This window comes from Burkholderia sp. MBR-1 (genome assembly GCF_013822785.1).
GTDB classification, from domain to species: domain Bacteria; phylum Pseudomonadota; class Gammaproteobacteria; order Burkholderiales; family Burkholderiaceae; genus Burkholderia; species Burkholderia vietnamiensis.
In genome coordinates this window covers 1,216,259-1,238,950 of record NZ_CP053610.1, presented here as the reverse complement: position 1 = coordinate 1,238,950, position 22,692 = coordinate 1,216,259, and the positions used below count along the sequence as shown (strand labels likewise).

The window sequence follows — 22,692 nt, the reverse complement described above, 5'->3', positions numbered from 1 at the left end:
CATCGCGATCCGCAGCCGCGCGCCAGCCCGGCCGCGATCTCTCGCTGGCACACCGTCTCTCGTCCTGCGCCGTCCAGCTGCCATCAATCCGTAACGATCGACGTGAACAATGGCGGTCGCTTCAGATCGACGGAAGCATAGCCATCGCTGCACACGTGTGCAGCGCGAGGCCGACCTGCCACCACGCCGAACGAGAGAGACCACATGACCTTGCTGAGCCGTCTGCGCGCGCTGTCCGCCGCCGTTACGCTGTCCGTTGCCGCTTCGCATGCCTTCGCGGCGGATCTCGTCATCGCGGGCCGCGACGACATCTACGGCAAGGGGCTCGCCGACGCCGTCGCCGGTTTCAACAAGCTGCATCCGGGCACCGACATCGAGCTGCTCAAGCTGCCGAACGCGAACCTGTACCAGAAGCTGAAGCTGTCGATGCGCGAAGGCACCGGCACGTACGACCTCGTGATGATGGACGACACGTGGGCGCCCGAATTCATCGGCAACGGCTGGTTGAAGCCGCTGCCCGCGGCGCTCGCCGACGCGGACCTCGTGCCGTCCGCGGTCGCGCTCGGCCGGAATGCGTCAGGCGCGCTGTACGCGCTGCCGATCGTCGGCAACGTCGAGATGTTCGCTTACCGCAAGGATCTGCTCGCGAAGTACCGCCTGCAGCCGCCGCGCAACTGGGACGACGTGCTGAAAATCGCACAGACCGTCGGCGCGGCGGACCGCAGCATGTCGGGCGTCGTGTTTCGCGGCACCAAGGGCAATCCGATCGTGACCGGCTTTCTGCCGATCCTGTGGGCGTACGGCGGCGACGTGTTCGATCGCGCCGGCAACGTGACGATCGATTCGCGCGAGGCGCAGGCCGCGCTGAAGACCTTCGTCGCGTTGAAGGCGTATGCGCCGAAGGACGTCGACGTGTACGGCGCCGCCGAAGTGCGCGACGCGCTGCAACGCGGCGCCGCCGCGCAGTCGATCGAGGTGTGGCCGGCGTGGATTCCGGCGCTCGACGATCCGAAGCAGTCGCGCGTGGCCGGGCAGATCGCGCTGCAGCCGCCGCCCGGCCAGACGGCCGGCCCGGCGCCGATGCTCGGCATCTGGCAGATGGGCATTCCGAAGGATGCGCCGCACGCGAAGCTCGCGCAGGACTTCCTCGCGTACCTGAGCTCGCGCGACACGCAGACGCGGCTCGCCGCGCTCGGCATTCCGCCGACGCGCCGCAGCGTGTTCGCCGATCCGGCGCTGGTGCGCCAGTATCGCTGGTATCCCGATCAACTGAAGGCGCTCGAAGCGGGCCGCGCGCGGCCGCGCGTGAAGGACTGGCAACAGGTCGAGAGCATTCTCGGCGATCAACTGCAGCTCGCGCTGACCGGGCAGGCCGCGCCCGACGCGGCGCTGCGCCAGGCACAGCAGAAGATCGCGCAGGCGATGGCCGCGGCCGGCAAGTGACGGCGCGCGTCCATGCGCGCGGCGGCGTCGCGCGCGTCAAGCCGTTGGTCCGCAGTCTGCCGTTCGTCGCGCTGCTCGGCCCCGCGCTGCTGGTGCTGGCCGCGCTCGCGCTGTACCCGGTCGCGCAGGTGCTGGTCGACTCGTTCTGCCGCGTCGACTATACGGCGGGCCGCCGCGCATTCGCGGGGCTCGCGAACTATCGCGCGGTGCTCGGCGACGACGCCTTCTCCGCCGGCTTCGGCAATACGCTGCGGTTCACGATCGTCGCGTCGCTCGCCGAAGTGGCGCTCGGCTTCGGCCTCGCGCTGTTGTTCGTGCGCGCTTTCCCCGGGCGGCGCATCGCGCTGCCGCTCGCGATTCTGCCGATGATGCTGTCGACGCTCGTGTGCTCGGCGATCTGGCGCAACTGGCTGAACTTCGACGGCTTCCTCAATGCGCTGCTCGCCGTGTTCGGCATCGAAGGCGTGCGCTGGCTGTCCGATCCGCATCTCGCGCTGTGGTCGCTCGCGCTGGTCGACGTGTGGCAATGGACGCCGATGGCGTTCCTGATCGTGCTGGCCGGGCTGCAATCGATTCCCCACGAGCTCTATGAAGCCGCGCGCGCCGACGGCGCGAGCGAATGGCAGTGCCTGCGCGACATCACGCTGCCGCTCGCGGCGCCGCAGATCGGCCTCGCGCTGCTGCTGCGCTCGATCGACACGTTTAAGCTGTTCGACAAGGTCTATGCGCTGACGGGCGGCGGCCCCGGCAACGCGACGCAGACCTTGTCGACCTACATCTACGACACGGGCTTCCGCTTTTTCGACGTCGGAACGGCGAGCGCCGCGTCGGTGCTGATGCTCGCGGCGTCCGCACTGCTGGTCTCGGGATACGTATGGCAAACGGTTCGCAAGCGGCGCGCGTGACGCCGCAACGCGTTGGCAACGCGCCTGCGCGCGCGGGCGCCGCGCTCGCGCACGCGGCGCCGTGGGTGCTGCGCCTCGTCGCGCTCGCGTTGCTGTTGCTGCCGTGTCTGTGGATGGCCGGCGCCGCGTTCATGCCGACGCTCGAACGCCTCGACCATCCGCTGCGGATCTGGCCGGCCGCGCCGACGCTCGAGCATTTTGCGTCGGTATGGTCGAACGGCATCGGCACGCCGCTCGCCAATTCGCTGCTGGTCGGCTTCGGCACGACGCTGCTCGCGCTGCTGCTCGCGTTTCCGGCCGCGTACGCGCTCGTGCGGCTGCGATTTCCCGCGCGGCTCGACGTGCTGTTCCTGATGCTCGTGCTCGCGTTGAAGCTGATGCCGCCGATCACGATCGCGGTGCCGCTGTTCGCGCTCGCGAAGCGCCTGCATCTGCTCGACTCGACGCCCGGCCTGATGCTCGCGTATCAGCTGTACGCGCTGCCGATGGCGATCTGGATGCTGCTTGCGTTCGTGCGCGACGTGCCGCTCGAATACGAGGAGGCCGCGTGCATCGACGGTGCGGGGCTCGCGCGCCGGCTCGTGCAGATCGTGCTGCCGCTGTGCGCGCCGGGGCTGATCGCGACCGCGATCTTCGTGTTCATCGCCGCATGGAACGAATTCCTGATCGCGCTGCTGTTCGTGTCGACGCCGAGCCGTTTCACGCTGCCGCTCGCGATCGCCGGCTACGTGACCGAGAACGGCATCGACTGGGGCGACCTCATGAGCGCGGGGCTGCTCGCGTCGCTGCCGACGCTCGCCATGGCCGGCTACGTGCAGCGCTACCTGCTGCGCGGCTTCGCGGGCGGGCTGAAGTGACGGCGCGCGTCACGCGCAACTGTGCCGCACCACGTGCGTGACCGGCACGACGCGCGTGCGCGACGCGCCGTCGAATGCGCTGATCCGGTCGGCGAGCAGGTCGACGGCCGCGTGCGCGAGACCTTGCGTATCCTGGCGCAGCGTCGTGAGCCGGTACGCGTCGTATGCGGCGGCGGGGATGTCGTCGAAGCCGATCACGCGGACGTCGTCGGGCACGCGCAGGCCGAACGCAGCGCGCGCGGCGTCGATCACGCCGAGCGCGAGCAGGTCGGACGAACAGAACACGCCGTCCGGGCGGTGGTCGGCCGCGAACAGCTGCTGCGCGGCGTCGAGGCCGCACGCATGCGTGTCGGATGCCGTATCGATCACGCTCGCGAGCGTCGCGCCGGACATGTTGCCGCGTTGCAGCGCGTGCGCGAACGCGTCGGCGCGCGAGCGCGCGCTGAAGCTCGCGGTATGCGGGCCGACGAACGCGAGCCGGCGTGCGCCGGCGTGCACGAGACGCTGCGCGGCCTCGGCGGCACCGGCCGCGTTGTCGCTGACGACGACGTCCGCGCCGGCCAGATTCGCTTCCCGGTTGATCATCACGACCGGAATCCGGTGCGCGAGGTATTGCCGCGCGACCGACAGCGGCGGCGACGCGGACGTCATCACGAGACCGGCGACGCGGTAGCTGAGCAGCCGTTCGAGCGCTTGCCGGAGCTGCTGCGGGTCGTCGGCGTTGGTCACGAGCGGCGTGAATGCGCGCTGCCCGAGCACGGCCATCAGGTCCGACAGCAGCCGCGCGCGCAACGGGTTCTCGAAACCCGCGGTCACGACGCCGATCATGCTGCTGCGCTGCGTGATCATGTCGCGTGCGATCAGGTTGACCTGATAGCCGAGCGCACGCGCGGCGGCCATCACGCGTTCGCGCGTGTCGGGCGCGATGCTCGCCGTCGACGAGAACGCGCGCGACACCGCGGAGCGCGACACGCCGGCGCGCGCGGCGACGTCCGACGCCGTGACCCAGGTTTTCCTTTCCTTGCCGATCATCGACACATGTTCCTCTCGACACACGAAACGCCCGCACCGCTGACCGACTGGATGTCGGCGCTCGACGACGCACGGCCGCTGCATACGCTGACCTTACCGGGCAGCCATGACACCTGTGCGTATACGGTCGACGATCCGCTCGTGCGCACGCAGCGCGCGCCGATCGCTGCGCAGCTTGCGCACGGCGTGCGGCTGCTCGACATCCGCTGCCGGCATCGTTGCGACACGTTCGACATTCATCACGGCGCGATCGCGCTCGGCATGTCGTTCGACGACGTGCTCGCCGATTGCGCGCGGTTTCTCGCCGCGCATCCGCGCGAATGCATCGTGATGTCGGTGAAGGACGAATGGCCCGCGCACGCGTGCACGCGCGGCTTCGATGCCACGTTCGACGCGCATCGCGCGCGTCATCCGGCACTGCGCTGGCATGCGGGCCGCGCGCTACCCGCGCTCGGCGACGTGCGCGGCGCGATCGTGCTGTTGCGGCGGTTTCGCAGCGGCCGGCCGCTCGGCATCGACCTGAGCGCGTGGCCCGACAACGCGACCTTCACGATCGATCATCCGGATGCGTCGTTCGTGATCCAGGACGAATACCGGGTGCCCGTCGTCGGTTCGATCCAGTACAAGTGGCGGGTGATCGAAGCGCTGCTGACCGGCATGCCGTCGCCGCAAAGCGGCCGCTGGGCGATCAACTTCTGCAGCGGTACGGGGATGGGCGCGAATCCGTCGATCGTCGCGCGCGGCGACGGCCGCGTGCAGGGCATCCATGCGCGGCTCGCCCAACACCTGCGCGAACGGCCCGGCCCGTGCGGCGCGATGCTGCTCGACTTCTGCGATGACGACGACTGGGCGCTCGTGCGCGCGCTGGTCGCGTGCAACGGTTTCGTGGTTGCGCGGCCGTGCGCGCCGAGCGGCTGTTAGCGCATGTGTGCGTTGAAGAACGCGAGCGCGCTCGCGTCGAGCGTCGCATGGAACGCCACGCGATCGAAACCCTTCGCGTCGGTGCAGACGGCCGGCGCGTGCTGCGCGAGTGAGGGCGGACACGGCGCGAGAAACGCGAAGTGCCCCGCATTGGGCACCACGTGCAGCTCGGGGCGCGCGGGCAGCAACTTGGCCAGCGCGGGGCCGGTGTGCGGCTCGACGCCGTCGCCGCCGAATTCGGAGGTCCATAGCTGGATCGGCGCGTGCACGTCGGCCAGCGTGGTGGCGCTCGGAAATTCGTCGAGTGGATCGGCGATCACGTAAGCCTTGATGCGCGCGTCGTGCGTCAACGGCTGGCGCGTGATGCTTTCGTCGTGAATCTGCTTGCAGATGCGCCACGCGGGGTTCGTGCATGCGACCGGCGCATGCACGAAATCGGGGTTGCCGCCCGCCAGCACGAGGCCCGTGTAGCCACCGCGCGAAAAACCGAAGAAGCCGATCCGCGCCGGGTCGATGCGTGCGGCGTCGGCCGAGGGGCCGAGCATGTAGTCGACCAGCCGCTTGATGTCGATCGGCCGTTCGAAGAATTCCTGCGCGTCGGCGGCGCGGCTCATGTCGGCGAACGTGTCGCCCGGATGATTGATCGCCGCGACGACGTAGCCCGCGTCGGCGAGCGTTTCCGCCAGATCGTGATGGCCGAGATACGTGCCGCCGTGGCCGTGCGAGATCACGACGAGCGGCAGCGCGTCGCCGACCGTCGCGCAGTCGCGCCGGCCTTGCAGCAGGTACGGGCCGACCGTCAGCGTCTGCGCGGCATCGGCGCAGGGCGTCCATATGATCGCGTGCAGTTCGGGGCCGGATGCATCGGCAGGAATCGTGGCGAACTTGACGCCGGCCGCCTGCGCGAGCGTCGCGCACAGGCACAGCAGCGAAGCGGACAGCCAGTGCTTCATGATGGACTCCTCCGGTGAGGCGAGTGCATGCGACGTGCTGGCCTGCGTGTCCGATCGTACGGACCTTCCGATTGGAGCCTGTCGCCGTTCGTCATGCCCGGCGAGGGCGAGTCACCGCACCGCGATCGCGACCGCCGCGCCGGCCATCGCGGTCGCACTCGTGCGGTTCGCGATCCGCTTCGCGCGTGCGGAGGTGAGGAACGCGCGCGCCCGCAGCGCGAGCAGCGACCAGAAGCAGTCGGTCAGGATCAGGATCACGAGCATCGTGCCGACCAGCTCGCCCCACGCGAGCACGCCGACCTGCGTCAGATCGACGATCGTCGGCAGCAACGCCAGATAGAACAGCATGATCTTCGGGTTGCCGAGCGTGACCAGCGTGCCGGCCGCGAACATGCGCCACGGCGACTGGCCGCGCGGCAGGTCGGCGGCTTTCGTGTCGGTCGGCGCCCGCCACATCTTCCACGCGAGCAGCAGCAGATACGCGACGCCGACGAGCTTCAGCACGAGCAGGCCGCTTTCGAACGTGCGCGTGAACGCGGACAGCCCGGCGACGGCCAGCGTGAGCCACAGCGCTTCACCGATCCACATCGCCGCGAGGAACGGCAGCACGTCGCGCACGCCGTTCGTCAGCACGCGCGCGACGAGCGCGGCGACGCTCGGGCCGGGCGTGCCGGCTAGGGCGAGAAGGGCGAAGGCGAACACGGCGAGCGCGGACAACGTCATGGCGAACCTCTGGCGGAAGGGGGCGTTCGAAAGGTATGAAGTTTCGATTATAGTGACGGCCGTTTCCGTCTGCCTAGGTTGCCGTGATGACAGTATCGATCCGGATTCGCCGCGCCACGCGCGCAGACGCGGCCGCGATGGCCGCCGTCGAAGTGGCCGCTGCCCGGCGCTTTCATTTCATCGGCATGCCGGACATTGCCGAAGGCGAGCCGACCGATGCGGCCGCCGTGCTCGAGCGCATCGACGCGGGCCACGCGTATGTCGCGACGGACGAAACGGGCGCGTGCGTCGGCTTCGCGTTCTACCGGCTGCTCGACGCGCGGCGGCTCTACCTGGAAGAACTCGATGTCGCGCCGTCGCATGCGGGGCAGCGCATCGGCGCGCGCCTGATTGAGCGGATCATGATGCGCGCCGCGCGCGACGGCTTTGCTGAGGTCGTGCTGTCGACGTTTCGCGACGTGCCGTGGAATGCGCCGTACTACGCGCGCGTCGGCTTTCGTGTGATCGACGACGCAGCGCTCGACGCCGCGCTGCGCGCGATTCGCGCGCATCACGTCGAGCGCGGGCTCGACGAGACGCGCCGCGTGTTCATGCGCGCCGACGTGCGCGCGTGAACGTCTGCGCCGTCAGGCTGCGTCGTCTAGCGCCGGATAGTCGGTGTAGCCCGTCTCGCCTTGCGCGTAGAACGTCTCCGGCACCGGCTTGTTCAGCGGTGCGCCGAGTTCGAGACGGCGCGGCAGGTCCGGGTTCGCGATGAACAGCTTGCCCCACGCGATCGCGTCGGCGCTGCCGTCGGCGAGCGCTTGCCGCGCCGAGTCGGGCGTGAATTGCTCGTTCGCGATCAGCGGGCCGCCGAACGCTTCCTTCAGGCGCGGGCTCAACTGGTCGCCCGTATACGACTCGCGCGTGAAGATGAACGCGATCTTGCGGCGGCCGAGTTCGCGCGCGACGTAGCCGAACGTTGCGGCCGGATCCGAGTCGCCCATCGTGTGTGCGTCGCCGCGCGGCGCGAGATGGACGCCGACGCGGCCCGCGCCCCACACGTCGATCGCCGCGTCGACCACTTCGAGCAGCAGGCGCGCGCGGTTCTCGATCGGGCCGCCGTACGCATCGGTGCGACGGTTGGTGCTGTCCTGTAGGAACTGGTCGAGCAGGTAGCCGTTCGCGCCGTGAATCTCGACGCCGTCGAAACCGGCCTTTTTCGCGTTTTCGGCGCCCTTGCGGTAGGCGGCGACGATGCCCGGAATTTCGTCGAGCTCGAGCGCGCGCGGCGTCACGAACGGGCGCTCCGGCCGCACCAGGCTCACATGGCCGCCTGCCGCGATCGCGCTCGGCGCGACCGGCAGGTCGCCGTCCAGGAACATCGGGTCGGAGATCCGGCCGACGTGCCACAGCTGCAGCACGATGCGGCCGCCGGCCGCGTGCACGGCCTGCGTCACGCGCTTCCAGCCTTCGACCTGTTCGTCGGACCAGATGCCCGGCGTATCCGCGTAGCCGACGCCTTGCGGCGTGACCGACGTCGCCTCGCTGATGATCAGGCCGGCCGACGCGCGTTCGGCGTAGTAGCGCGCCATCAGCTCGTTCGGCACGCGGGTCGTGCCGGCGCGGGCGCGCGTGAGCGGCGCCATGACGATGCGGTTCGGCAGCGTCAGCTCGCCGAGGGTAACGGGGTCGAACAGGGTAGGCATGGAGATAACCTTTTCACGATAGGCGGGAGGCCGTCGCTTCGCTTCGCGTGCGGCGGCCGGTCCGCAGGGTCAGAGTTCGCGGCGCACGGCGTCGAGAAACGCCTCGATGACGGCCTCGTTGCGCCGGAAGAACGCCCACTGGCCGATCCGTGTCGACGTCACGAGCCCCGCGCGCTGCAGCGTCGCGAGGTGCGCGGAGACGGTCGATTGCGACAGCCCGCAACGCGCGTCGATCTGCCCGGCGCAGACGCCGTGGTCGTACGGCAGCGTCTGCGCGGGGAAATGCACGTCGGGCGTTTTCAGCCAGACGAGAATCTCCCGGCGCACGGGATTCGAGAGCGCTTTCAGGATCGCATCGACGTCGAGTTCGGTCGGCATGGCAAGGTCAGATGTTCGGGCGGGAAAACTGGAGCACAACGAGTATCGCCGTTGACCGAATCATATATCGGAAAAAGACGATATGCACGATGGCACTGGTGGGAGTGGGGTTGATCGACGGCGCGTCCCGCATCGCTCACGCAGCCGCATACTGCGCAAACAGCCATCGGCGCATCGCTTCGAGCGTATCGGACTGCACATTCGCATTTGGAAAGACGACGTAGAAGCCGAGCGACATCGGAAACGAAAAATCGAATACGCGCCGCAGCCGGCCTTCGGCGATATCGCGCTCGACGAGCGGCTCGCTCGTCAAGGCGATGCCCTGGCCGGCGATCGCGGCGTCGATCGCGAGCAGCGACTGACTGAAGCGCGGGCCCTTGGTCGCGTCCACGCGGCCTCGTCCGCCGAGCTTGTCGACGAATTCGGGCCACAGATCGTGCGCGTCGTGCAACAGCACGTGCGTCGACAGATCGTCGATCGAGCGGATCGGCGGCGCGCCGTCGAGCAATTTGGGGCTGGCGACGGCGAACACGTCGAGCGGCGACAGTAACTGCGCGGTCAGCCCGGCGGGAAACGGCGGCTTGCCGAGCCGAATCGCGATATCGACGCCATCGGCCCGGAACGATGCGAGCCGCTCGTCCGCGACGACGCGCACTTCAATGTCGGGATGCTGCCGGCCGAAGTCGGCCAGCCGCGGAATCAGCCATTTCGACGCGAACGACGGCGTCGTGCTGACCGTGAGCGCCGCCGGCCGCTGGCCGAGCGCTTGCGTCGCGTCGGCGATCAGCTGCAGCGCGCGCTGGACCGACGAGAAATACTCGAGCCCGTCGCGCGTCAGCGCGAGCCCTCGCGGCAAGCGCCGGAACAACTGTACTTGCACCGCGTCCTCCAGATGCCGGACCTGCTGCGCGACGGCGCCCTGGGTGACGCCGAGTTCATCGGCGGCGAGGCGAAAATTCAGGTGGCGCGCGGCGGCCTCGAACGCGCGCAGCGCATTCAGCGGCGGAAACCGACGGGCATTGGACAGCGCCTTCATGCAGTAGAAAACCTACAGGGTAAATGCAGAAATGATCGTTCGACAGGCCGATTATAGAGGCCTAGAGTGGCGCTTTTGCACACGTCGGTAGCGTTGCGCCGACCATTCTGGAGAACGGCATGACTGTAGAAAAAGTGGCGTTGATCACGGCGGCGGGCAAGGGCATGGGTGCGGCGATCGCGCGCGACCTCGCGAACCACGGCTATCGCGTCGCGCTGATGTCGCCGTCCGGCAGCGCGGTCGAGCTTGCGACGGAACTCGGCGGTTTCGGCATCGCGGGCTCCGTCACCGACGACGCGGACATCGAGCGCTTCGTGAGCGGCACGCTCGCGAAATACGGCCGCATCGACGCGGTCGTCAACAACACCGGGCATCCGCCGAAGGGCGATCTGCTCGCGATCGACGACGCCAAATGGCACGAAGGGCTCGACCTGATCGTGCTCAACGTCGTACGCGTGCTGCGTCGCGTCACGCCGGTGTTCCTGCAGCAGGGCGGCGGCGCCGTGGTCAACATCTCGAGCTTCGCGGCCGATGCGCCCGAGCAGCCGATGCCCGTGTCGTCGGCGCTGCGGGCGGCGCTCAGTGCGTTCACGCGGCTGTACGCGGAGCGTTACGCGAAGGACAACATTCGCGTCAATTCGGTGCTGCCCGGCTTCATCGACAGCTGGCCGGAGACGCCCGAGATCGTCGCGCGCATCCCGGTCGGCCGGTTCGGCAGGACCGACGAGATCGCGCAGACGGTGACGTTCCTGTTGTCCGAAGGCGCCGGCTACATCACCGGGCAGAACCTGCGCGTCGACGGCGGCATCGTGCGCGCGCTCTGAGCGGCCGCGCGAGCGCGCGCCGCGGGCGGCACCACGCGACGCCGCCGCGCGGCGCGCGTCAGTTGTGCCGTTCGCCGATCCGGTTTTCTTCCGGGCTCCACACGCTCAAGCCCTCGGTCGGATCCATCGGCCGTTCCCACGGCCGCGCGGCGATCGCCTGCATCGTCGCGTCGAAACCGGCCTGGCGGCGCGCGGCAATCCCGTCCGGCGTGAAATCGATGTCCTTCCACTGATCGTCGCCGTCGAGTCGCGGCGCCGCGAGCTTGATGACGCGCATCGTAGTCTGACAGCCCCATGCGGCGAGCGCCTGCACGTCCGCCGACGCGCGCTCCGGCTCCGGTACGCGCATCACCAGTTCGTTGATCACGTGACGCAGCCGGTGAATCTGCTGCTGCCGCGCGATGTTGCCGTCGGTGCGGCTCGCATACTGGATGTCCTTCTGCCGTTCCGACACCTGCCAGATGCTCTGCGGCTCGGGGCCGACCGGATTCCACATCTGCACCGAGAAGATGATCGAGCTGCGGCGCGGCGCATCGTCCAGCACGACCTCGACCGGCGTATTCGAATAGATGCCGCCGTCCCAGTACGGCGCGCCGTCGACGCGCACGGCCGGGAACGCGGGCGGCAGCGCGCCGGAGCTCATCACGTGGTCGAGGCCGAGCCGGCGCTCGCGGGAATCGAAATAGCGCATCGCGCCGGTGCACGCGTTGACCGCGCCGACGGTGACGCGCGGCCGGCCCGCATTCAGCAGCTCGACGTCGATCAGCGAAGCGAGCGTGTCGCGCAGCGGCTCGGCCACGTAGTACGACGCGTGCTCGACGCCGACGTGCGCGAGCGGCCCGAGCCACGCGGCAGGGTTCGGCCGAAAAAATCCGGGCAGCCCCGCGCCGATCACCGCGAACTCGGCGCCGATCTTGTTCCAGGTCGTCGGCAGGCCCGGCACGTTCACCGCGGGGCGTTCGGTCACGTGACGCCAGAACTGTGCGATCCGCTGCGCGCGCTGCGCCGGCGCGTTGCCGGCGATCAGCGCCGCGTTGATCGCGCCGATCGACGTGCCGATGACCCAGTCGGGCTGGATGCCCGACGCGTTCATCGCTTCGAACACGCCGAGCTGGTACGCACCCAGTGCGCCGCCGCCTTGCAGCACGAGCACGACCTGGCCGGGCAGTTTCGGGTGTGCGGGTTGACTCACCGTCATCGTTCGCCTCGCGGTCGGTGACGGCCGGCGGGCGCCGGCCGGATGGAAGCAGTGTAGGCGATGGCCGGCGGCGCCTGCGCTGCGCGGTGCGTTGCCCGATGCCGCGGCGTACGAAGGGGGCGAGCGCATTTGAGTGGCGGATGCGCGTTTCGCCGATGGCGCGAGGCGGCTTCGCATCGAAGTGCTTCCTGCTGCCGTCATCGGCATCGAAGCGGACCTGCGATCGCGATACGCCGAATGCATGCCGGCCGGCCACTTCGACGGGCGGATCGTGCGCGCACTGGCGAGCGCCACGTGGCTTCTGTCTGCGACGTTCAATGCGAAGCGAAAGCTGTCGCGCTGCGCCAACGTTTGCGACCGGTTCCGCGACCGGCAATGTGTTGCATGTCAATGTCCTGTAAGTGACACGTCACATTTGCGTCATGCCGGCCCGATAGCCTGCGACACCGAATCGTCACTCCGGAGCCCATGATGCCGAACCTCGCGGCAACGGAACCCCGCGCCGCGGCTCGCTGCCGCGCGTCCGCCGTTGGCGTCTGCCGACGGCCTGCCTGGGGCCACGCACGCTGACGCGGCCATCGGCTGCGCGCGCGGCCGCTCCCATCGATTTTCAATTTCACCCACACGCTACCGATGGATATCCGCTTCTTCGATCCGAATCGCACCGCCAATGCGTCCGCGTGGCGCGTGCTGCCCAACCGCTGGGACGCGGTCGCGTTTCCGCTGATCATCGGCATCCTCGCGATGGCGATCGTCGGCTTCCACGAAACGATGGCGCCGATCGCGACGCTGCAGACGCAGAAGATCTCGCTCGATCCGTCGAACCTGCCCGAATACGCGTTGCGCACCACGCTGCGGATGCTCGCCTCGATGGTCGCGTCGCTCGTGTTCACGCTCGGCTACGGCACGCTCGCCGCGAAGAGCCGCCGTGCGGGCATGGTGCTGATTCCGATCCTCGACATCCTGCAGTCGGTGCCGGTGCTCGGCTATATCTCGTTTACGGTCACGTTCTTTCTCGCGCTGTTTCCGGGCCGCGTGCTCGGCGCGGAGCTCGCCGCGATCTTCGCGATCTTCACGAGCCAGGCGTGGAACATGACGTTCAGCTTCTACCAGTCGCTGCGCACGGTGCCGCGCGATCTGAGCGAGGTGTCGCGCGGCTTCCACCTCACGCCGTGGCAGCGCTTCTGGAAGCTCGAAGCGCCGTTCTCGATGCCGGGCCTGATCTGGAACATGATGATGTCGATGTCGGGCGGCTGGTTCTTCGTCGTCGCGTCGGAGGCGATCACCGTCGGCAACCGCACGATCACGCTGCCGGGCATCGGCGCGTATCTCGCGCAGGCGATCGCCGACAAGAATCTCGCTGCGGTCGGCTGGGTGATCGTCGCGATGTCGGTCGTGATCCTCGCATACGACCAGTTGCTGTTCCGGCCGCTCGTCGCGTGGGCCGACAAGTTCCGGATGGAGAACACCGCGTCGGGCGACGCGCCGCAATCCTGGCTGCTCGACATGATGCGCCGCACGCACCTGATCCATCAGCTGCTGGTGCCGGCCGGCTGGCTGCTGTCGCAGGCGGCGCGCATTCCGCTGCGCGCGCCGTCAGTGACGCTCGCGCGGTCGCGCGGCAAGTCGGCGCGCCGTTCGTCGCGCGTCGGCGACCTCGTGTGGGCCGCCGTCGTGATCGCGTTGACGCTGTATGTCGCGTGGCGCGTCGTCGGCTTCGTGGCGACCGGCGTCACGCTGGCCGAGGTCGGCCACGTGCTCGTGCTCGGGCTCATCACGCTGCTGCGCGTGCTGGTGTTGATCGCGATCGCATCGGTGGTGTGGGTGCCGCTCGGCGTGCTGATCGGGCTGCGCCCGAAGCTCGCCGAGAAGATCCAGCCGCTCGCGCAGTTCCTCGCTGCGTTCCCGGCCAACCTGCTGTTCCCGGTGTTCGTGATCGTGATCGTCCACTTCCACCTGAACGCGGACATCTGGCTGTCGCCGCTGATCGTGCTCGGCACGCAGTGGTACATCCTGTTCAACGTGATCGCGGGCGCGATGTCCTATCCGAACGACTACAAGGAAGCGACGAAGAACTTCCGCATCCGCGGCTGGCAGTGGTGGCGTCAGGCGATGCTGCCCGGCATCTTTCCGTACTACGTGACGGGCGCGATCACGGCGTCGGGCGGCGCGTGGAACGCGAGCATCGTGTCCGAATTCGTGCAGTGGGGCGACACGAAGGTCGTCGCGCACGGCCTCGGCTCCTATATCGCGCAGACCACCGCGGCCGGCGATTTCCCGAAGATCATCCTGGGGATCGCCGTGATGTCGCTGTTCGTTACGCTGTTCAACCGTCTGCTGTGGCGTCCGATGTACGCCTATGCGGAATCCCGGCTCCGTCTCGATTGAGAGTAAGCGCGATGCAAAACCCCACCGTAATCAACGCCCCCGTCCAGACGTCCCAGCCGCTTCAGCCGCCGCGGCCCGGCGCCGAAATCCTGCGCGTCGACCACGTGAGCCGCGGCTTCAACAAGACGCAGGGCGAATTGCTCGTGCTCGACGACGCGAACCTGTCGCTGCGCGAAGGCGAAATCGTCGGGCTGCTCGGCCGTTCCGGCTCGGGCAAGTCCACGTTGCTGCGGATCATCGCCGGGCTGATCGAGCCGACCGGCGGCGAAGTGACCTATCTCGGCAAGCCGCTGACCGGCCCGGCCGAGGGCGTCGCGATGGTGTTCCAGACCTTCGCGCTGTTCCCGTGGCTGACCGTGCTGCAGAACGTCGAAGCCGGCCTCGAGGCGCTCGGCGTGGGCGCGCGCGAGCGCCGCGAGCGCGCGCTGGCCGCGATCGACCTGATCGGCCTGGACGGCTTCGAAAACGCGTACCCGCGCGAGCTGTCGGGCGGCATGCGTCAGCGCGTCGGCTTCGCGCGCGCGCTCGTCGTCGATCCGACCATCCTGCTGATGGACGAGCCGTTCTCCGCGCTCGACGTGCTGACGGCCGAGACGCTGCGTACCGACCTGCTCGACCTGTGGACGCAAGGCCGCATGCCGATCAAGTCGGTGCTGATCGTCACGCACAACATCGAGGAAGCGGTGTTCATGTGCGACCGGATTCTGGTGCTGTCGTCGAATCCGGGACGCGTGATCGCCGAGATCAAGGTGCCGTTCAAGCATCCGCGCAACCGGCTCGATCCTGAGTTTCGCAAGCTGGTCGACGATATCTACGCGAAGATGACCGCGCGCCAGACCGGCGAGGCGACCAAGAAGGGGCTCGAACTCGGCAGCTGGTTGCCGCAGGTGTCGACCAACCTGATGGCCGGTCTGATCGAAACGCTCGCGATGGCGCCGTACCACGGCCGCGCCGACATGCCCGAAATCGCGCGCACGCTGCATCTGGAGATCGACGATCTGTTCCCGATCGCCGAAGTGCTGCAGTACCTGGGCTTTGCCGACGTGCGCGAAGGCGACGTGTTCCTGACGCCGCCGGGCCGCGTGTTCGCCGAGTTCGGCACGCAGGAACGCAAGCTGATGTTCGCCGATCATCTGCTCAAGCACGTGCCGCTCGCCGCGCGGATCAAGAAGGTGCTGAACGAACGGCCGGGCCATCGCGCGCCGCGCGTGCGCTTCGAGCAGGAGCTGGAGGATTTTCTGCCGGACGACACGGCCGAGGAAACGCTCGACGCGGTGATCGACTGGGGGCGTTACGGGGAAGTGTTTTCGTACAACGACAAGACGGAGGTGTTCAGCCTCGAGGACGTCGAGAGCTGACGCTTCATCGCCGCTGATGCGCGGCGACCGATGCGGCCCGCCGCGCCGCTCACTCCGGCAGGTCCCACCGGTCGGCATCCTGCGCGCCGCCGCCCGTACCGAGCCGCTCGATCTTCTCCATGCGCTGCCGCGCGAGCTCCGGCAGCCGGTTCGTGACGCCGATCACGAGCGCCTCGGCGAGCGCGAGCGCGGGCACGTTGGTCTGCAACATCGCGAACGGCCGCCCGAGGATGCGCAGCACGATTTCGGCGAACGCGCTGATCGGCGAGCGCCATTCGTCGGTGATCAGCAGCACGCGCACGCCGAGCGCGTGCGCAGCCTGCGCGAACCGGACGCTGTCCTTCTGATAACGGCGAAAGTCGAAGATCACGAGCACGTCGCCGGGCTCCATGTCGGCCAGCGACACCGACGCGACGTTCACGTTCGGCTCGACGTAGTGAACGTGCGGCCGCGCATACGCGAGCGTGAACGAGAACAGCGAGGCGAGCGGTGCCGTATAACGCCCGCCGCCGCAGAACACGCGCACCTCCGGCGCCGCGAGCAGCGCCACCGCGGCGTCGAACGCGGCCGCGTCGAGCCCGTCGATCGTCGTCGCGAGCGATTGCGACAGCCGCTCGAAGATGGCCGCATGACTGTCGCGCATGCCGGTTTTCGAATGAAACGCGTCCATGCGCGCGAGCGGCGAGTTCATCGCCGCGTCGATCTCGTCGTGCAGCGCTTGCTGAAACGACGAGTAATTCGGAAAGCCGATCCTGACGACGAAGCGAAACACGGTCGGGTCGCTCACTTCGGCTTGCTTCGCGAAGCTCGCGATCGGCCCGAGCCCGAGGCTCGGGTAGCGATCCAGCAGCGCATGCGCCACCTTCTGTTCCGACGGCGTGAAGCTGTCCATCTGCGATAGCAGCAACGCCCTGATGCTTGTCCCCATGGGCCCCCCGGCTGGCTCGTGGCTGAACGACGAACGGCAGAACTGCGTCTGCCGGCGAGCGTGCATGGTAGCCGATGGACGCCGCGCGAGGCGGGCGGCCCGACCGTTCCGACGCAAGCATCCAGACGACGCGCCGCTCCGCCGATCGTGTAACGAATCAAACATTCTCCGATCTCGCGCGCGGGTTTCGCGCAGAAAGCACGGTAAATCCCCTAGTTTTTGACGGAAAAATGCCGATGCTATGATCCCAGCCTTGCTGAAATGTATCGTTCATTACATTCGACCGGAGCCGGATCGGCCGGCCGCCCGGCGCATCGCGCATCCCGGCATCGCCGGTCAATCGTCTGGAGGATTCCGTCATGAGACGGCTCGTCGTACTCACCTTGTTGTCGGCCGTCGGCGCATGCGCGTTCGCGGCTTCGGAGCCCGCGGTGGAAGCCACCCACGGCATGGTCGTGTCGTCGCAGCATTTCGCGTCGCAGATCGGCGTCGACATCCTGAAGGCCGGCGGCAACGCGGTGGACGCGGCCGTGGCGGTCGGCTACGCGCAGGCGGTGACCAATCCGTGCTGCGGCAACATCGGCGGCGGCGGTTTCATGACCGTGCATCTGGTCGACGGCCGCGACCGCTTCATCAATTTCCGCGAGACGGCGCCGGCCGCGGCGTCGGCGAACATGTACCTCGACGCGAACGGCAACGTGATTCCGAACCAGAGCCTGTACGGCTATCGGGCGGTCGGCGTGCCGGGCACGGTCGCCGGCCTCGACCTCGCGCAGCGCAAGTACGGCAAGTTCACGCGCAGGCAGGTGATGGAGCCGGCGATCCGGCTCGCGCGCGACGGCTTCGTGCTGACGCGCGGCGATACCGACATCCTCGACACGACGATCGAGCGCTTCAGGAAGGACCCGGAGGCCGCGCGCATCTTCCTGCGCGCGGACGGCACGCCGCTGCAACCGGGCGACCGCCTGGTGCAGAAGGACCTCGCGCGCACGCTCGAGCGCATCGCGGAGCAGGGCCCGGACGCGTTCTATCACGGCGAGATTCCGAAGCTCGTCGAAGCCGCGTCGACGCGCGGCGGCGGCGTGATCACGGCGGCCGACTTCGCGTCGTATCGCGCGCAGGACATCGCGCCGCTGACCTGCACGTATCGCGGCTACGAGTTCGTGTCGGCGCCGCCGCCGAGTTCGGGCGGCGTGACGATGTGCGAGACGCTGAACGTGCTCGAAGGCTACGACCTGCGCAAGATGGGCTACCAGTCGGCGGCCGTCGTCCATTACATGACCGAGGCGATGCGCCACGCATACGAGGATCGCAACACGCTGCTGGGCGACCCGAACTTCATCGACAATCCCGTCGCGAAGCTGACCAGCAAGCAGTATGCGGCCGAGATCCGCAAGCAGATCAGCGACGACGCGGCGACGGCGTCGGTGGCCGTGCAGCCCGGTATCGGCGTGCACGAGAAGCCGGAGACGACCCACTATTCGATCGTCGATCGCGACGGCAACGCGGTGTCTACGACGTACACCGTCAACGGCCGCTTCGGCGCGGTCGTGATCGCGCCGGGCACCGGCTTCTTCCTGAACGACGAGATGGACGACTTCACCGTCAAGGTCGGCGCGCAGAACCTGTTCGGGCTCGTGCAGGGCACGCGCAACTCGATCGCGCCGGGCAAGCGTCCGCTGTCGTCGATGGCGCCGACGATCGTGAAGAAGGACGGCAAGGTGTTCATGGTGGTCGGCTCGCCGGGCGGCTCCCGGATCATCACGATCACGCTGCAGACCGTGCTCAACGTGATCGACTACGGGATGACGCCGCAGGATGCGGTCGGCGCGCCGCGCATTCACCATCAGTGGCTGCCCGACGAGGTCTATTACGAAACCCGCGGCCTGTCGCCCGACACGCTGTCGATCCTGCGCAAGATGGGCTACAAGATGGTCGAGCAGACGCCGTGGGGCGCCGCCGAGCTGATCCTGGTCGGCCTGCCGGGCACCGAGGTGGCGAGCCGCCAGAGCTCGGGCAACGACGCGTCGGTGTCGGGCAACGTGCGCGTCGGCTATCTCTATGGTGTCAACGATCCGCGCCGTCCGGCCGGAGCCGCGATCGGGTATTGATCCTCGGTGTCGACACGTTTCTCGACATGGGGCGCTCGGTTACCACCGCGGTCGGAAGCTGGATCGCGAGTGAGGTGGTCGCGAAGGGGGAAGGGGAACCGATGACGGAGTCCGAGGCGCTTGTGCATGCCGCGCATTTCGACGCGGAACTCGAACGGCGCAACGGCGACGTCGGCTATGGAGGCGGGCGCGCGGCGTCGGTTTGAGCGGGAGGTTTGCGTTGGCGGTGGGCGGTCGCTGGTCGCTGGTCGCCGGGTGCCGCGAGCAGCACCGCGCGGTATCGCTTTCGGCGTTGCGTCCGCCGACCGCGCCGACGCCTATCGCCAGCCACCTTCGACGTAGACCCAGCCCGGCCCCTGGCGTCTCCAATAGCCAGGCACCCAGCGATGTCCCGGGCGGCGCGCGACCCAGCGTCCCGACACCCAGATGTATTGGCCGCGCTGCCAGCGCCAATACCCGTCGGTCCAGACGTAGCCATGCGGCTGAGGCGGCGGCGGCCGGCGATCGCGTCGCGGCGCCGGCGGCGCGAAGCGCGGGCGATCGGCGTAAGGCCGGCCGCCGGGCCCGTGATCGGGGCCGGGCCGGGGCGGAGGGCGATAGCCGGGCGGCGCGGGTTGCGCCGATGCGCCAGGCAGCCAGCCGCCGATGCCGGCCACGGCCGCGGTCAGTCCGATGGTGCGCAGCCACGAGCGTCGATTCATTTGCGGGTCCTCTTTATATGCAACAGAAGTGGGCCTTACCTTAGCGCGCAGCTTCCGTCCTCGGGTTACGGTGGCCGTTAAGGCTGTTACCGCATGTCACCGCCTCCTGCGGACCGCGGCCCATGGCCGATGCGGGTTTCGTTTGAGGACTTCGCCATGCTGATTGCCTCGCTCGAGGCCGTCTCGGAGTGTTTACCGTTCGATGGTTGGGTGTTTAGCCCCCGCAACCCCAATATTTGAGATCCGAATGGGTAAAAATTACCGTTTTTAGGTGTATCCACGGATTCCGTTTGTTGTTTCTATGCAACCGTCAAGACGATGACACGAAAGAATGATGGGATGAAAGGCTTCAAAAAGAAGTCGTCAAGAGGTCAAAAAAATCCTTTAAAACAAATACTTATGAAGTGCCCCTGATTTGATTATTTCTAGTTCAGGAAAAGGTTATTTCTTTATTTGCGGATCGCTGCCCTAGGGTACACCCCTAAACTCACGGTTCCCAAACGGGCAACTCTCCGGGCGCAGCCAGCAGGACCGATGGCGTTTCCGGGCGGTTGCAGACCGTTTATGAACAAGGTCGCGAGACCTGCCTCTTTTTAGAAGGGAGCTCCACGAATGAACAAGACTCTGATCGTTGCAGCAGCTGCAGCATCGTTCGCTACCGTTGCTCACGCGCAAAGCAGCGTCACGCTGTACGGCGTGCTGGACGCTGGCATCACCTACCAAAGCAACGTTGCAAGCAAGTCGCTGTGGTCGATGGGCTCGGGCGTTGACCAAAGCCGCTTCGGCCTGCGTGGTTCGGAAGACCTCGGTGGCGGCCTGAAGGCAATCTTCACGTTGGAAAGCGGCTTCGGCATCGGTAACGGCAAGCTGTCGAACAACGGCGGCATGTTCAACCGTCAAGCGTTCGTCGGTCTGTCGAGCCAATACGGCACCGTCACGCTGGGCCGTCAGTACGACTCCGTCCAGGACTACCTGGCACCGCTGACCGCAACGGGCACCTGGGGTGGTACGTACTTCGCGCACCCGGGTAACGTTGACCGCCTGAGCACGAACGGCGACGTCGCACTGAACAACTCGGTGAAGTTCACGAGCGCTAACTACGCTGGCCTGCAATTCGGCGGCACGTACTCGTTCTCGAACAACCAAAACTTCGGCAACAACCGTGCTTACAGCGGCGGCCTGTCGTACCAGTTCCAAGGCCTGAAGCTGGGTGGCGCGTACTCGCAAGCAAACCTGGGTGACGGTACCAACGGCAACGGCGCGACGAACATCGCTTCGCAAGGCCGTGTCCGCACGTACGGTGCAGCTGCTGGCTACGCATTCGGCCCGGCACAAGTCGGCGCAGCTTGGACGCAATCGCGTGTGGACAACACCGCAGTTGCTGGCCAGTCGGTCCGCGCAGACAACTACGAAGTCAACGCAAAGTACAACCTGACGCCGGCTCTGGGTCTGGGTGTTGCTTACACGTACACGAACGTTCGCCTGTCGAACACGGTTGATGGCCTGAACAGCGCCCACTTCCACCAAGTTGGCGTGCAAGCAGACTACTCGCTGTCGAAGCGCACGGATGTCTACGCACAGGCTGTGTATCAGCGTGGCAGCGGTCTGAACGCATCGATCTACAACGGCGACCTGACCACGCCGTCGAGCTCGTCGATGAACCAAACCGCAGCAACGGTTGGTCTGCGTCACCGCTTCTAAGCGTGACGGCTGGGTAACCAGCTTCGCAGCATCGAAAAAGGCGCCTTCGGGCGCCTTTTTTTTCGCGTACGAGATGGGTGTACCGGAAGCGATCACGACATTGCGAAGCGTCGGAGCAAAAAAGCGAGGCGGCGAGCCTCGCTTTTTGCGTTGGTGCGTCAGGATGTGCCGGCGGTCGGCACGGGCCTCAGCGCATCGTCAGCGCGTGTATTCGCCGTTGGCTTCCGGCTGGAACACGATCGCGGCGACCTTCATCAATTTTTCAATACCGCTCGGCTGCATCACTTTCACCGACTGGCCACGTTGCGTACCGAGCAGCGCCATGCCGACCGGCGAGAACACGTTCAGGCGCCCGAGTTCGAGATTGGCGGCATCCGGATAAACGATTGTCCAGGTGGTTTGCTCCTGCGACGTTTCATCCAGCAGCGTGATCTGTGAATTCATCGTGACGACGTTCGCTTTGACGGCGTTTGGCTGCACGATGTCGGCACGCTCAAGCAGCGTGTCGAGCATCGTCTGGAAGCGCGGGTTGTGCTCGGCGTGCTTTTCGAGACGAGCCACGTCGAGTTCGGTCAACTGATAAAGGCGAGGTTTCATGGTGGATCTCCAAATGATCGGCATGGGGCAGGCGTGGCGTGCCTATGAGGATCGCCCGGAGCCTGTCTGAACTGGCTCCGGAAGGAGGCCGAGCTGTCAGATCAGACGCCGGGCGAGGGCGAGCGGCGTCTGGGCCGTGCGTCGAACGCTGGGTCGTGTCGGATGGCCGGCGCGCGCACGCACGCCGGCCGGGCCGGATGGCGAAACGAACAGCAGCGCGGGCGCGTACATGATGGCGGGAAATAGACGGACGAAAAACCTTACGATTCTACAACACAACCTTTGAACTGATGGTTCTGCTGTCGGCAATTCGACAGCTATTGTTTCCGAAATGATCGAAGTGGCCGGGATCTCGATGCGCGTCGACCGCCGATTTTTTCCAGAAACGCAACGCTGTATGTTCAAACCAAGGGTTTCCCCTTGGTTCGGCGCGGCCTACACTTGATCCATCGCTTCGGACAAGTCCCACCGAAAGCGACGTCAAAACAGAACACATTTCGGAGGTCCATCATGAAGTCGATCATCTACGCAGCGATCGCTGCATCCGTTCTTGCCGCGCCGATTGCCTCGTTTGCACAGTCCGAGCAAGGCTTGACCCGCGCACAGGTTCGCGCCGAGCTCGTGCAGCTCGAGCAGAACGGCTACAAGCCGCTCGCGAGCGACGCGCAATACCCGCAGAACATCGAGGCGGCCGAGCAACGGATCCAGCCGAACCAGCCGGTGCTCGCGCAGGCCGATACCAGCGGCTACGGCGCCGTCGCGACCGGCGCCGGCCAGTCGGGCCGTCGTAGCACGCATGAAGCGCCGAATCCGGTGAACTCCGTCTACTTCGGCAACTGAACGATTCCGGGTCTGCCCGAGCACAGCATGTGACCGACGAGGCGCGCGCGAGGCGCGCGTCCTTGTCAGCAGAGCAGAACCTCCGTCGCCGCATTCCGGCGGCTTTCCAG

The 22,692-nt window shown here is 67.2% G+C and carries 22 protein-coding genes and 1 pseudogene; 12 read left to right on the top strand and 11 right to left on the bottom strand.

Annotated elements, in window-relative coordinates; genetic code table 11:
• Positions 1-204 precede the first annotated feature (204 nt).
• The 3 genes from MBR110_RS20260 to MBR110_RS20250 are packed head-to-tail and all read left to right on the top strand — an operon-like array spanning position 205 to position 3,205.
• Positions 205-1,443, top strand: a complete 1,239-nt coding sequence (locus MBR110_RS20260) for an ABC transporter substrate-binding protein (protein ID WP_011882563.1) — start codon at positions 205-207, stop codon at positions 1,441-1,443.
• Positions 1,440-2,348, top strand: coding sequence for a carbohydrate ABC transporter permease (locus MBR110_RS20255; protein WP_220138106.1), 909 nt, complete (start codon positions 1,440-1,442; stop codon positions 2,346-2,348). The genes MBR110_RS20260 and MBR110_RS20255 overlap by 4 nt, the downstream gene beginning before the upstream one ends.
• The gene (locus MBR110_RS20250) at positions 2,318-3,205 is read left to right on the top strand and encodes a carbohydrate ABC transporter permease (RefSeq protein WP_181709286.1); all 888 of its coding nucleotides are present in this window, start codon (positions 2,318-2,320) and stop codon (positions 3,203-3,205) included. The genes MBR110_RS20255 and MBR110_RS20250 overlap by 31 nt, the downstream gene beginning before the upstream one ends.
• Positions 3,206-3,214: 9 nt before the next feature.
• On the opposite strand, the gene MBR110_RS20245 is transcribed toward MBR110_RS20250, so the two are convergent.
• Positions 3,215-4,237, bottom strand: a complete 1,023-nt coding sequence (locus MBR110_RS20245) for a LacI family DNA-binding transcriptional regulator (protein ID WP_014725361.1) — start codon at positions 4,235-4,237, stop codon at positions 3,215-3,217.
• A gap of 6 nt (positions 4,238-4,243) precedes the next feature.
• Here MBR110_RS20245 and MBR110_RS20240 point away from each other — a divergent pair, with 6 nt between their 5' ends.
• Positions 4,244-5,158 carry a phosphatidylinositol-specific phospholipase C gene (locus MBR110_RS20240; protein ID WP_155626096.1) on the top strand — a complete coding sequence of 305 codons (915 nt, stop codon included), beginning with the start codon at positions 4,244-4,246 and terminating at the stop codon, positions 5,156-5,158.
• Here MBR110_RS20240 and MBR110_RS20235 read toward each other — a convergent pair.
• Together MBR110_RS20235 and MBR110_RS20230 are read right to left on the bottom strand one after the other, a co-directional pair.
• Positions 5,155-6,111 (bottom strand): alpha/beta hydrolase family protein, encoded by a 957-nt coding sequence (locus MBR110_RS20235; protein WP_181709285.1) that lies wholly within the window; start codon positions 6,109-6,111, stop codon positions 5,155-5,157. The genes MBR110_RS20240 and MBR110_RS20235 overlap by 4 nt on opposite strands.
• 111 nt (positions 6,112-6,222) lie before the next feature.
• Positions 6,223-6,834 carry a LysE family translocator gene (locus MBR110_RS20230; protein WP_011882557.1) on the bottom strand — a complete coding sequence of 204 codons (612 nt, stop codon included), beginning with the start codon at positions 6,832-6,834 and terminating at the stop codon, positions 6,223-6,225.
• Positions 6,835-6,920: 86 nt separating this feature from the next.
• On the opposite strand from MBR110_RS20230, the gene MBR110_RS20225 reads away from it, so the two are divergent.
• Positions 6,921-7,448 carry a GNAT family N-acetyltransferase gene (locus tag MBR110_RS20225; RefSeq protein WP_011882556.1) on the top strand — a complete coding sequence of 176 codons (528 nt, stop codon included), beginning with the start codon at positions 6,921-6,923 and terminating at the stop codon, positions 7,446-7,448.
• A gap of 12 nt (positions 7,449-7,460) precedes the next feature.
• Here MBR110_RS20225 and MBR110_RS20220 read toward each other — a convergent pair whose 3' ends face one another.
• From MBR110_RS20220 to gcvA, 3 genes are all read right to left on the bottom strand, one after another.
• Positions 7,461-8,522, bottom strand: a complete 1,062-nt coding sequence (locus MBR110_RS20220) for an alkene reductase (RefSeq protein WP_011882555.1) — start codon at positions 8,520-8,522, stop codon at positions 7,461-7,463.
• A gap of 69 nt (positions 8,523-8,591) precedes the next feature.
• Entirely contained in the window at positions 8,592-8,900 is a 309-nt protein-coding gene (locus MBR110_RS20215) for an ArsR/SmtB family transcription factor (protein WP_034194241.1), read from the bottom strand.
• Positions 8,901-9,036: 136 nt separating this feature from the next.
• Positions 9,037-9,936 (bottom strand): transcriptional regulator GcvA, encoded by a 900-nt coding sequence (gcvA, locus tag MBR110_RS20210; protein ID WP_059669275.1) that lies wholly within the window; start codon positions 9,934-9,936, stop codon positions 9,037-9,039.
• A gap of 119 nt (positions 9,937-10,055) precedes the next feature.
• On the opposite strand from gcvA, the gene MBR110_RS20205 reads away from it, so the two are divergent.
• Positions 10,056-10,760, top strand: a complete 705-nt coding sequence (locus tag MBR110_RS20205; protein ID WP_014725324.1) for an SDR family oxidoreductase — start codon at positions 10,056-10,058, stop codon at positions 10,758-10,760.
• A gap of 58 nt (positions 10,761-10,818) precedes the next feature.
• Here MBR110_RS20205 and MBR110_RS20200 read toward each other — a convergent pair whose 3' ends face one another.
• Positions 10,819-11,958 (bottom strand): patatin-like phospholipase family protein, encoded by a 1,140-nt coding sequence (locus MBR110_RS20200; RefSeq protein WP_011882551.1) that lies wholly within the window; start codon positions 11,956-11,958, stop codon positions 10,819-10,821.
• A gap of 633 nt (positions 11,959-12,591) precedes the next feature.
• Between MBR110_RS20200 and MBR110_RS20195 the strand changes: the two genes are divergently transcribed.
• Positions 12,592-14,346 (top strand): ABC transporter permease, encoded by a 1,755-nt coding sequence (locus tag MBR110_RS20195; protein WP_181709284.1) that lies wholly within the window; start codon positions 12,592-12,594, stop codon positions 14,344-14,346.
• Between the two features lie 11 nt (positions 14,347-14,357).
• Entirely contained in the window at positions 14,358-15,704 is a 1,347-nt protein-coding gene (locus MBR110_RS20190; protein ID WP_014725322.1) for an ABC transporter ATP-binding protein, read from the top strand.
• Positions 15,705-15,753: 49 nt separating this feature from the next.
• Here MBR110_RS20190 and MBR110_RS20185 read toward each other — a convergent pair whose 3' ends face one another.
• Together MBR110_RS20185 and MBR110_RS20180 are read right to left on the bottom strand one after the other, a co-directional pair.
• The gene (locus MBR110_RS20185; RefSeq protein ID WP_011882548.1) at positions 15,754-16,632 is read right to left on the bottom strand and encodes a MurR/RpiR family transcriptional regulator; all 879 of its coding nucleotides are present in this window, start codon (positions 16,630-16,632) and stop codon (positions 15,754-15,756) included.
• A gap of 157 nt (positions 16,633-16,789) precedes the next feature.
• Positions 16,790-16,993: a hypothetical protein gene (locus MBR110_RS20180; RefSeq protein WP_148278594.1), complete on the bottom strand. Its 204-nt coding sequence runs from the start codon at positions 16,991-16,993 to the stop codon at positions 16,790-16,792.
• Here MBR110_RS20180 and ggt point away from each other — a divergent pair.
• Complete coding sequence (gene ggt / locus MBR110_RS20175; RefSeq protein ID WP_059734316.1) at positions 16,992-18,743, top strand: gamma-glutamyltransferase; 1,752 nt, start codon at positions 16,992-16,994, stop codon at positions 18,741-18,743. The two genes, MBR110_RS20180 and ggt, sit on opposite strands and share 2 nt — an antisense overlap.
• Positions 18,737-18,949: pseudogene (locus MBR110_RS20170) on the top strand (dicarboxylate/amino acid:cation symporter); the annotation flags it as partial. The gene ggt and the pseudogene MBR110_RS20170, both read left to right, overlap by 7 nt.
• A 111-nt stretch (positions 18,950-19,060) precedes the next feature.
• On the opposite strand, the gene MBR110_RS20165 reads toward MBR110_RS20170, so the two are convergent.
• On the bottom strand, positions 19,061-19,444 hold the full coding sequence (locus tag MBR110_RS20165) for a YXWGXW repeat-containing protein (RefSeq protein ID WP_014725317.1): 384 nt from the start codon (positions 19,442-19,444) through the stop codon (positions 19,061-19,063).
• A gap of 612 nt (positions 19,445-20,056) precedes the next feature.
• Between MBR110_RS20165 and MBR110_RS20160 the strand changes: the two genes are divergently transcribed.
• Positions 20,057-21,145: a porin gene (locus MBR110_RS20160; protein ID WP_011882545.1), complete on the top strand. Its 1,089-nt coding sequence runs from the start codon at positions 20,057-20,059 to the stop codon at positions 21,143-21,145.
• Positions 21,146-21,343: 198 nt separating this feature from the next.
• On the opposite strand, the gene MBR110_RS20155 is transcribed toward MBR110_RS20160, so the two are convergent.
• Positions 21,344-21,742 carry a GreA/GreB family elongation factor gene (locus tag MBR110_RS20155; protein ID WP_011882544.1) on the bottom strand — a complete coding sequence of 133 codons (399 nt, stop codon included), beginning with the start codon at positions 21,740-21,742 and terminating at the stop codon, positions 21,344-21,346.
• A 510-nt stretch (positions 21,743-22,252) separates the two neighbouring features.
• Between MBR110_RS20155 and MBR110_RS20150 the strand changes: the two genes are divergently transcribed.
• The gene (locus MBR110_RS20150; RefSeq protein WP_011882542.1) at positions 22,253-22,582 is read left to right on the top strand and encodes a DUF4148 domain-containing protein; all 330 of its coding nucleotides are present in this window, start codon (positions 22,253-22,255) and stop codon (positions 22,580-22,582) included.
• The last annotated feature ends 110 nt before the right edge of the window (positions 22,583-22,692 follow it).

Excerpts from the sequence above, each read along its gene's own strand:
- MBR110_RS20160 (WP_011882545.1), top strand. The coding sequence starts at position 20,057 with ATGAACAAGACTCTGATCGTTGCAGCAGCTGCAGCATCGTTCGCTACC.
- MBR110_RS20230 (WP_011882557.1), bottom strand. The coding sequence starts at position 6,834 with ATGACGTTGTCCGCGCTCGCCGTGTTCGCCTTCGCCCTTCTCGCCCTA.
- MBR110_RS20215 (WP_034194241.1), bottom strand. The coding sequence starts at position 8,900 with ATGCCGACCGAACTCGACGTCGATGCGATCCTGAAAGCGCTCTCGAAT.
- MBR110_RS20245 (WP_014725361.1), bottom strand. The coding sequence starts at position 4,237 with ATGATCGGCAAGGAAAGGAAAACCTGGGTCACGGCGTCGGACGTCGCC.
- MBR110_RS20150 (WP_011882542.1), top strand. The coding sequence starts at position 22,253 with ATGAAGTCGATCATCTACGCAGCGATCGCTGCATCCGTTCTTGCCGCG.
- MBR110_RS20155 (WP_011882544.1), bottom strand. The coding sequence starts at position 21,742 with ATGAAACCTCGCCTTTATCAGTTGACCGAACTCGACGTGGCTCGTCTC.
- MBR110_RS20195 (WP_181709284.1), top strand. The coding sequence starts at position 12,592 with ATGGATATCCGCTTCTTCGATCCGAATCGCACCGCCAATGCGTCCGCG.
- MBR110_RS20225 (WP_011882556.1), top strand. The coding sequence starts at position 6,921 with ATGACAGTATCGATCCGGATTCGCCGCGCCACGCGCGCAGACGCGGCC.
- MBR110_RS20200 (WP_011882551.1), bottom strand. The coding sequence starts at position 11,958 with ATGACGGTGAGTCAACCCGCACACCCGAAACTGCCCGGCCAGGTCGTG.
- MBR110_RS20190 (WP_014725322.1), top strand. The coding sequence starts at position 14,358 with ATGCAAAACCCCACCGTAATCAACGCCCCCGTCCAGACGTCCCAGCCG.
- MBR110_RS20240 (WP_155626096.1), top strand. The coding sequence starts at position 4,244 with ATGTTCCTCTCGACACACGAAACGCCCGCACCGCTGACCGACTGGATG.
- MBR110_RS20235 (WP_181709285.1), bottom strand. The coding sequence starts at position 6,111 with ATGAAGCACTGGCTGTCCGCTTCGCTGCTGTGCCTGTGCGCGACGCTC.
- MBR110_RS20185 (WP_011882548.1), bottom strand. The coding sequence starts at position 16,632 with ATGGGGACAAGCATCAGGGCGTTGCTGCTATCGCAGATGGACAGCTTC.
- ggt (WP_059734316.1), top strand. The coding sequence starts at position 16,992 with ATGAGACGGCTCGTCGTACTCACCTTGTTGTCGGCCGTCGGCGCATGC.
- MBR110_RS20220 (WP_011882555.1), bottom strand. The coding sequence starts at position 8,522 with ATGCCTACCCTGTTCGACCCCGTTACCCTCGGCGAGCTGACGCTGCCG.
- MBR110_RS20165 (WP_014725317.1), bottom strand. The coding sequence starts at position 19,444 with ATGAATCGACGCTCGTGGCTGCGCACCATCGGACTGACCGCGGCCGTG.
- gcvA (WP_059669275.1), bottom strand. The coding sequence starts at position 9,936 with ATGAAGGCGCTGTCCAATGCCCGTCGGTTTCCGCCGCTGAATGCGCTG.
- MBR110_RS20205 (WP_014725324.1), top strand. The coding sequence starts at position 10,056 with ATGACTGTAGAAAAAGTGGCGTTGATCACGGCGGCGGGCAAGGGCATG.
- MBR110_RS20180 (WP_148278594.1), bottom strand. The coding sequence starts at position 16,993 with ATGACGGAATCCTCCAGACGATTGACCGGCGATGCCGGGATGCGCGAT.
- MBR110_RS20250 (WP_181709286.1), top strand. The coding sequence starts at position 2,318 with ATGGCAAACGGTTCGCAAGCGGCGCGCGTGACGCCGCAACGCGTTGGC.
- MBR110_RS20260 (WP_011882563.1), top strand. The coding sequence starts at position 205 with ATGACCTTGCTGAGCCGTCTGCGCGCGCTGTCCGCCGCCGTTACGCTG.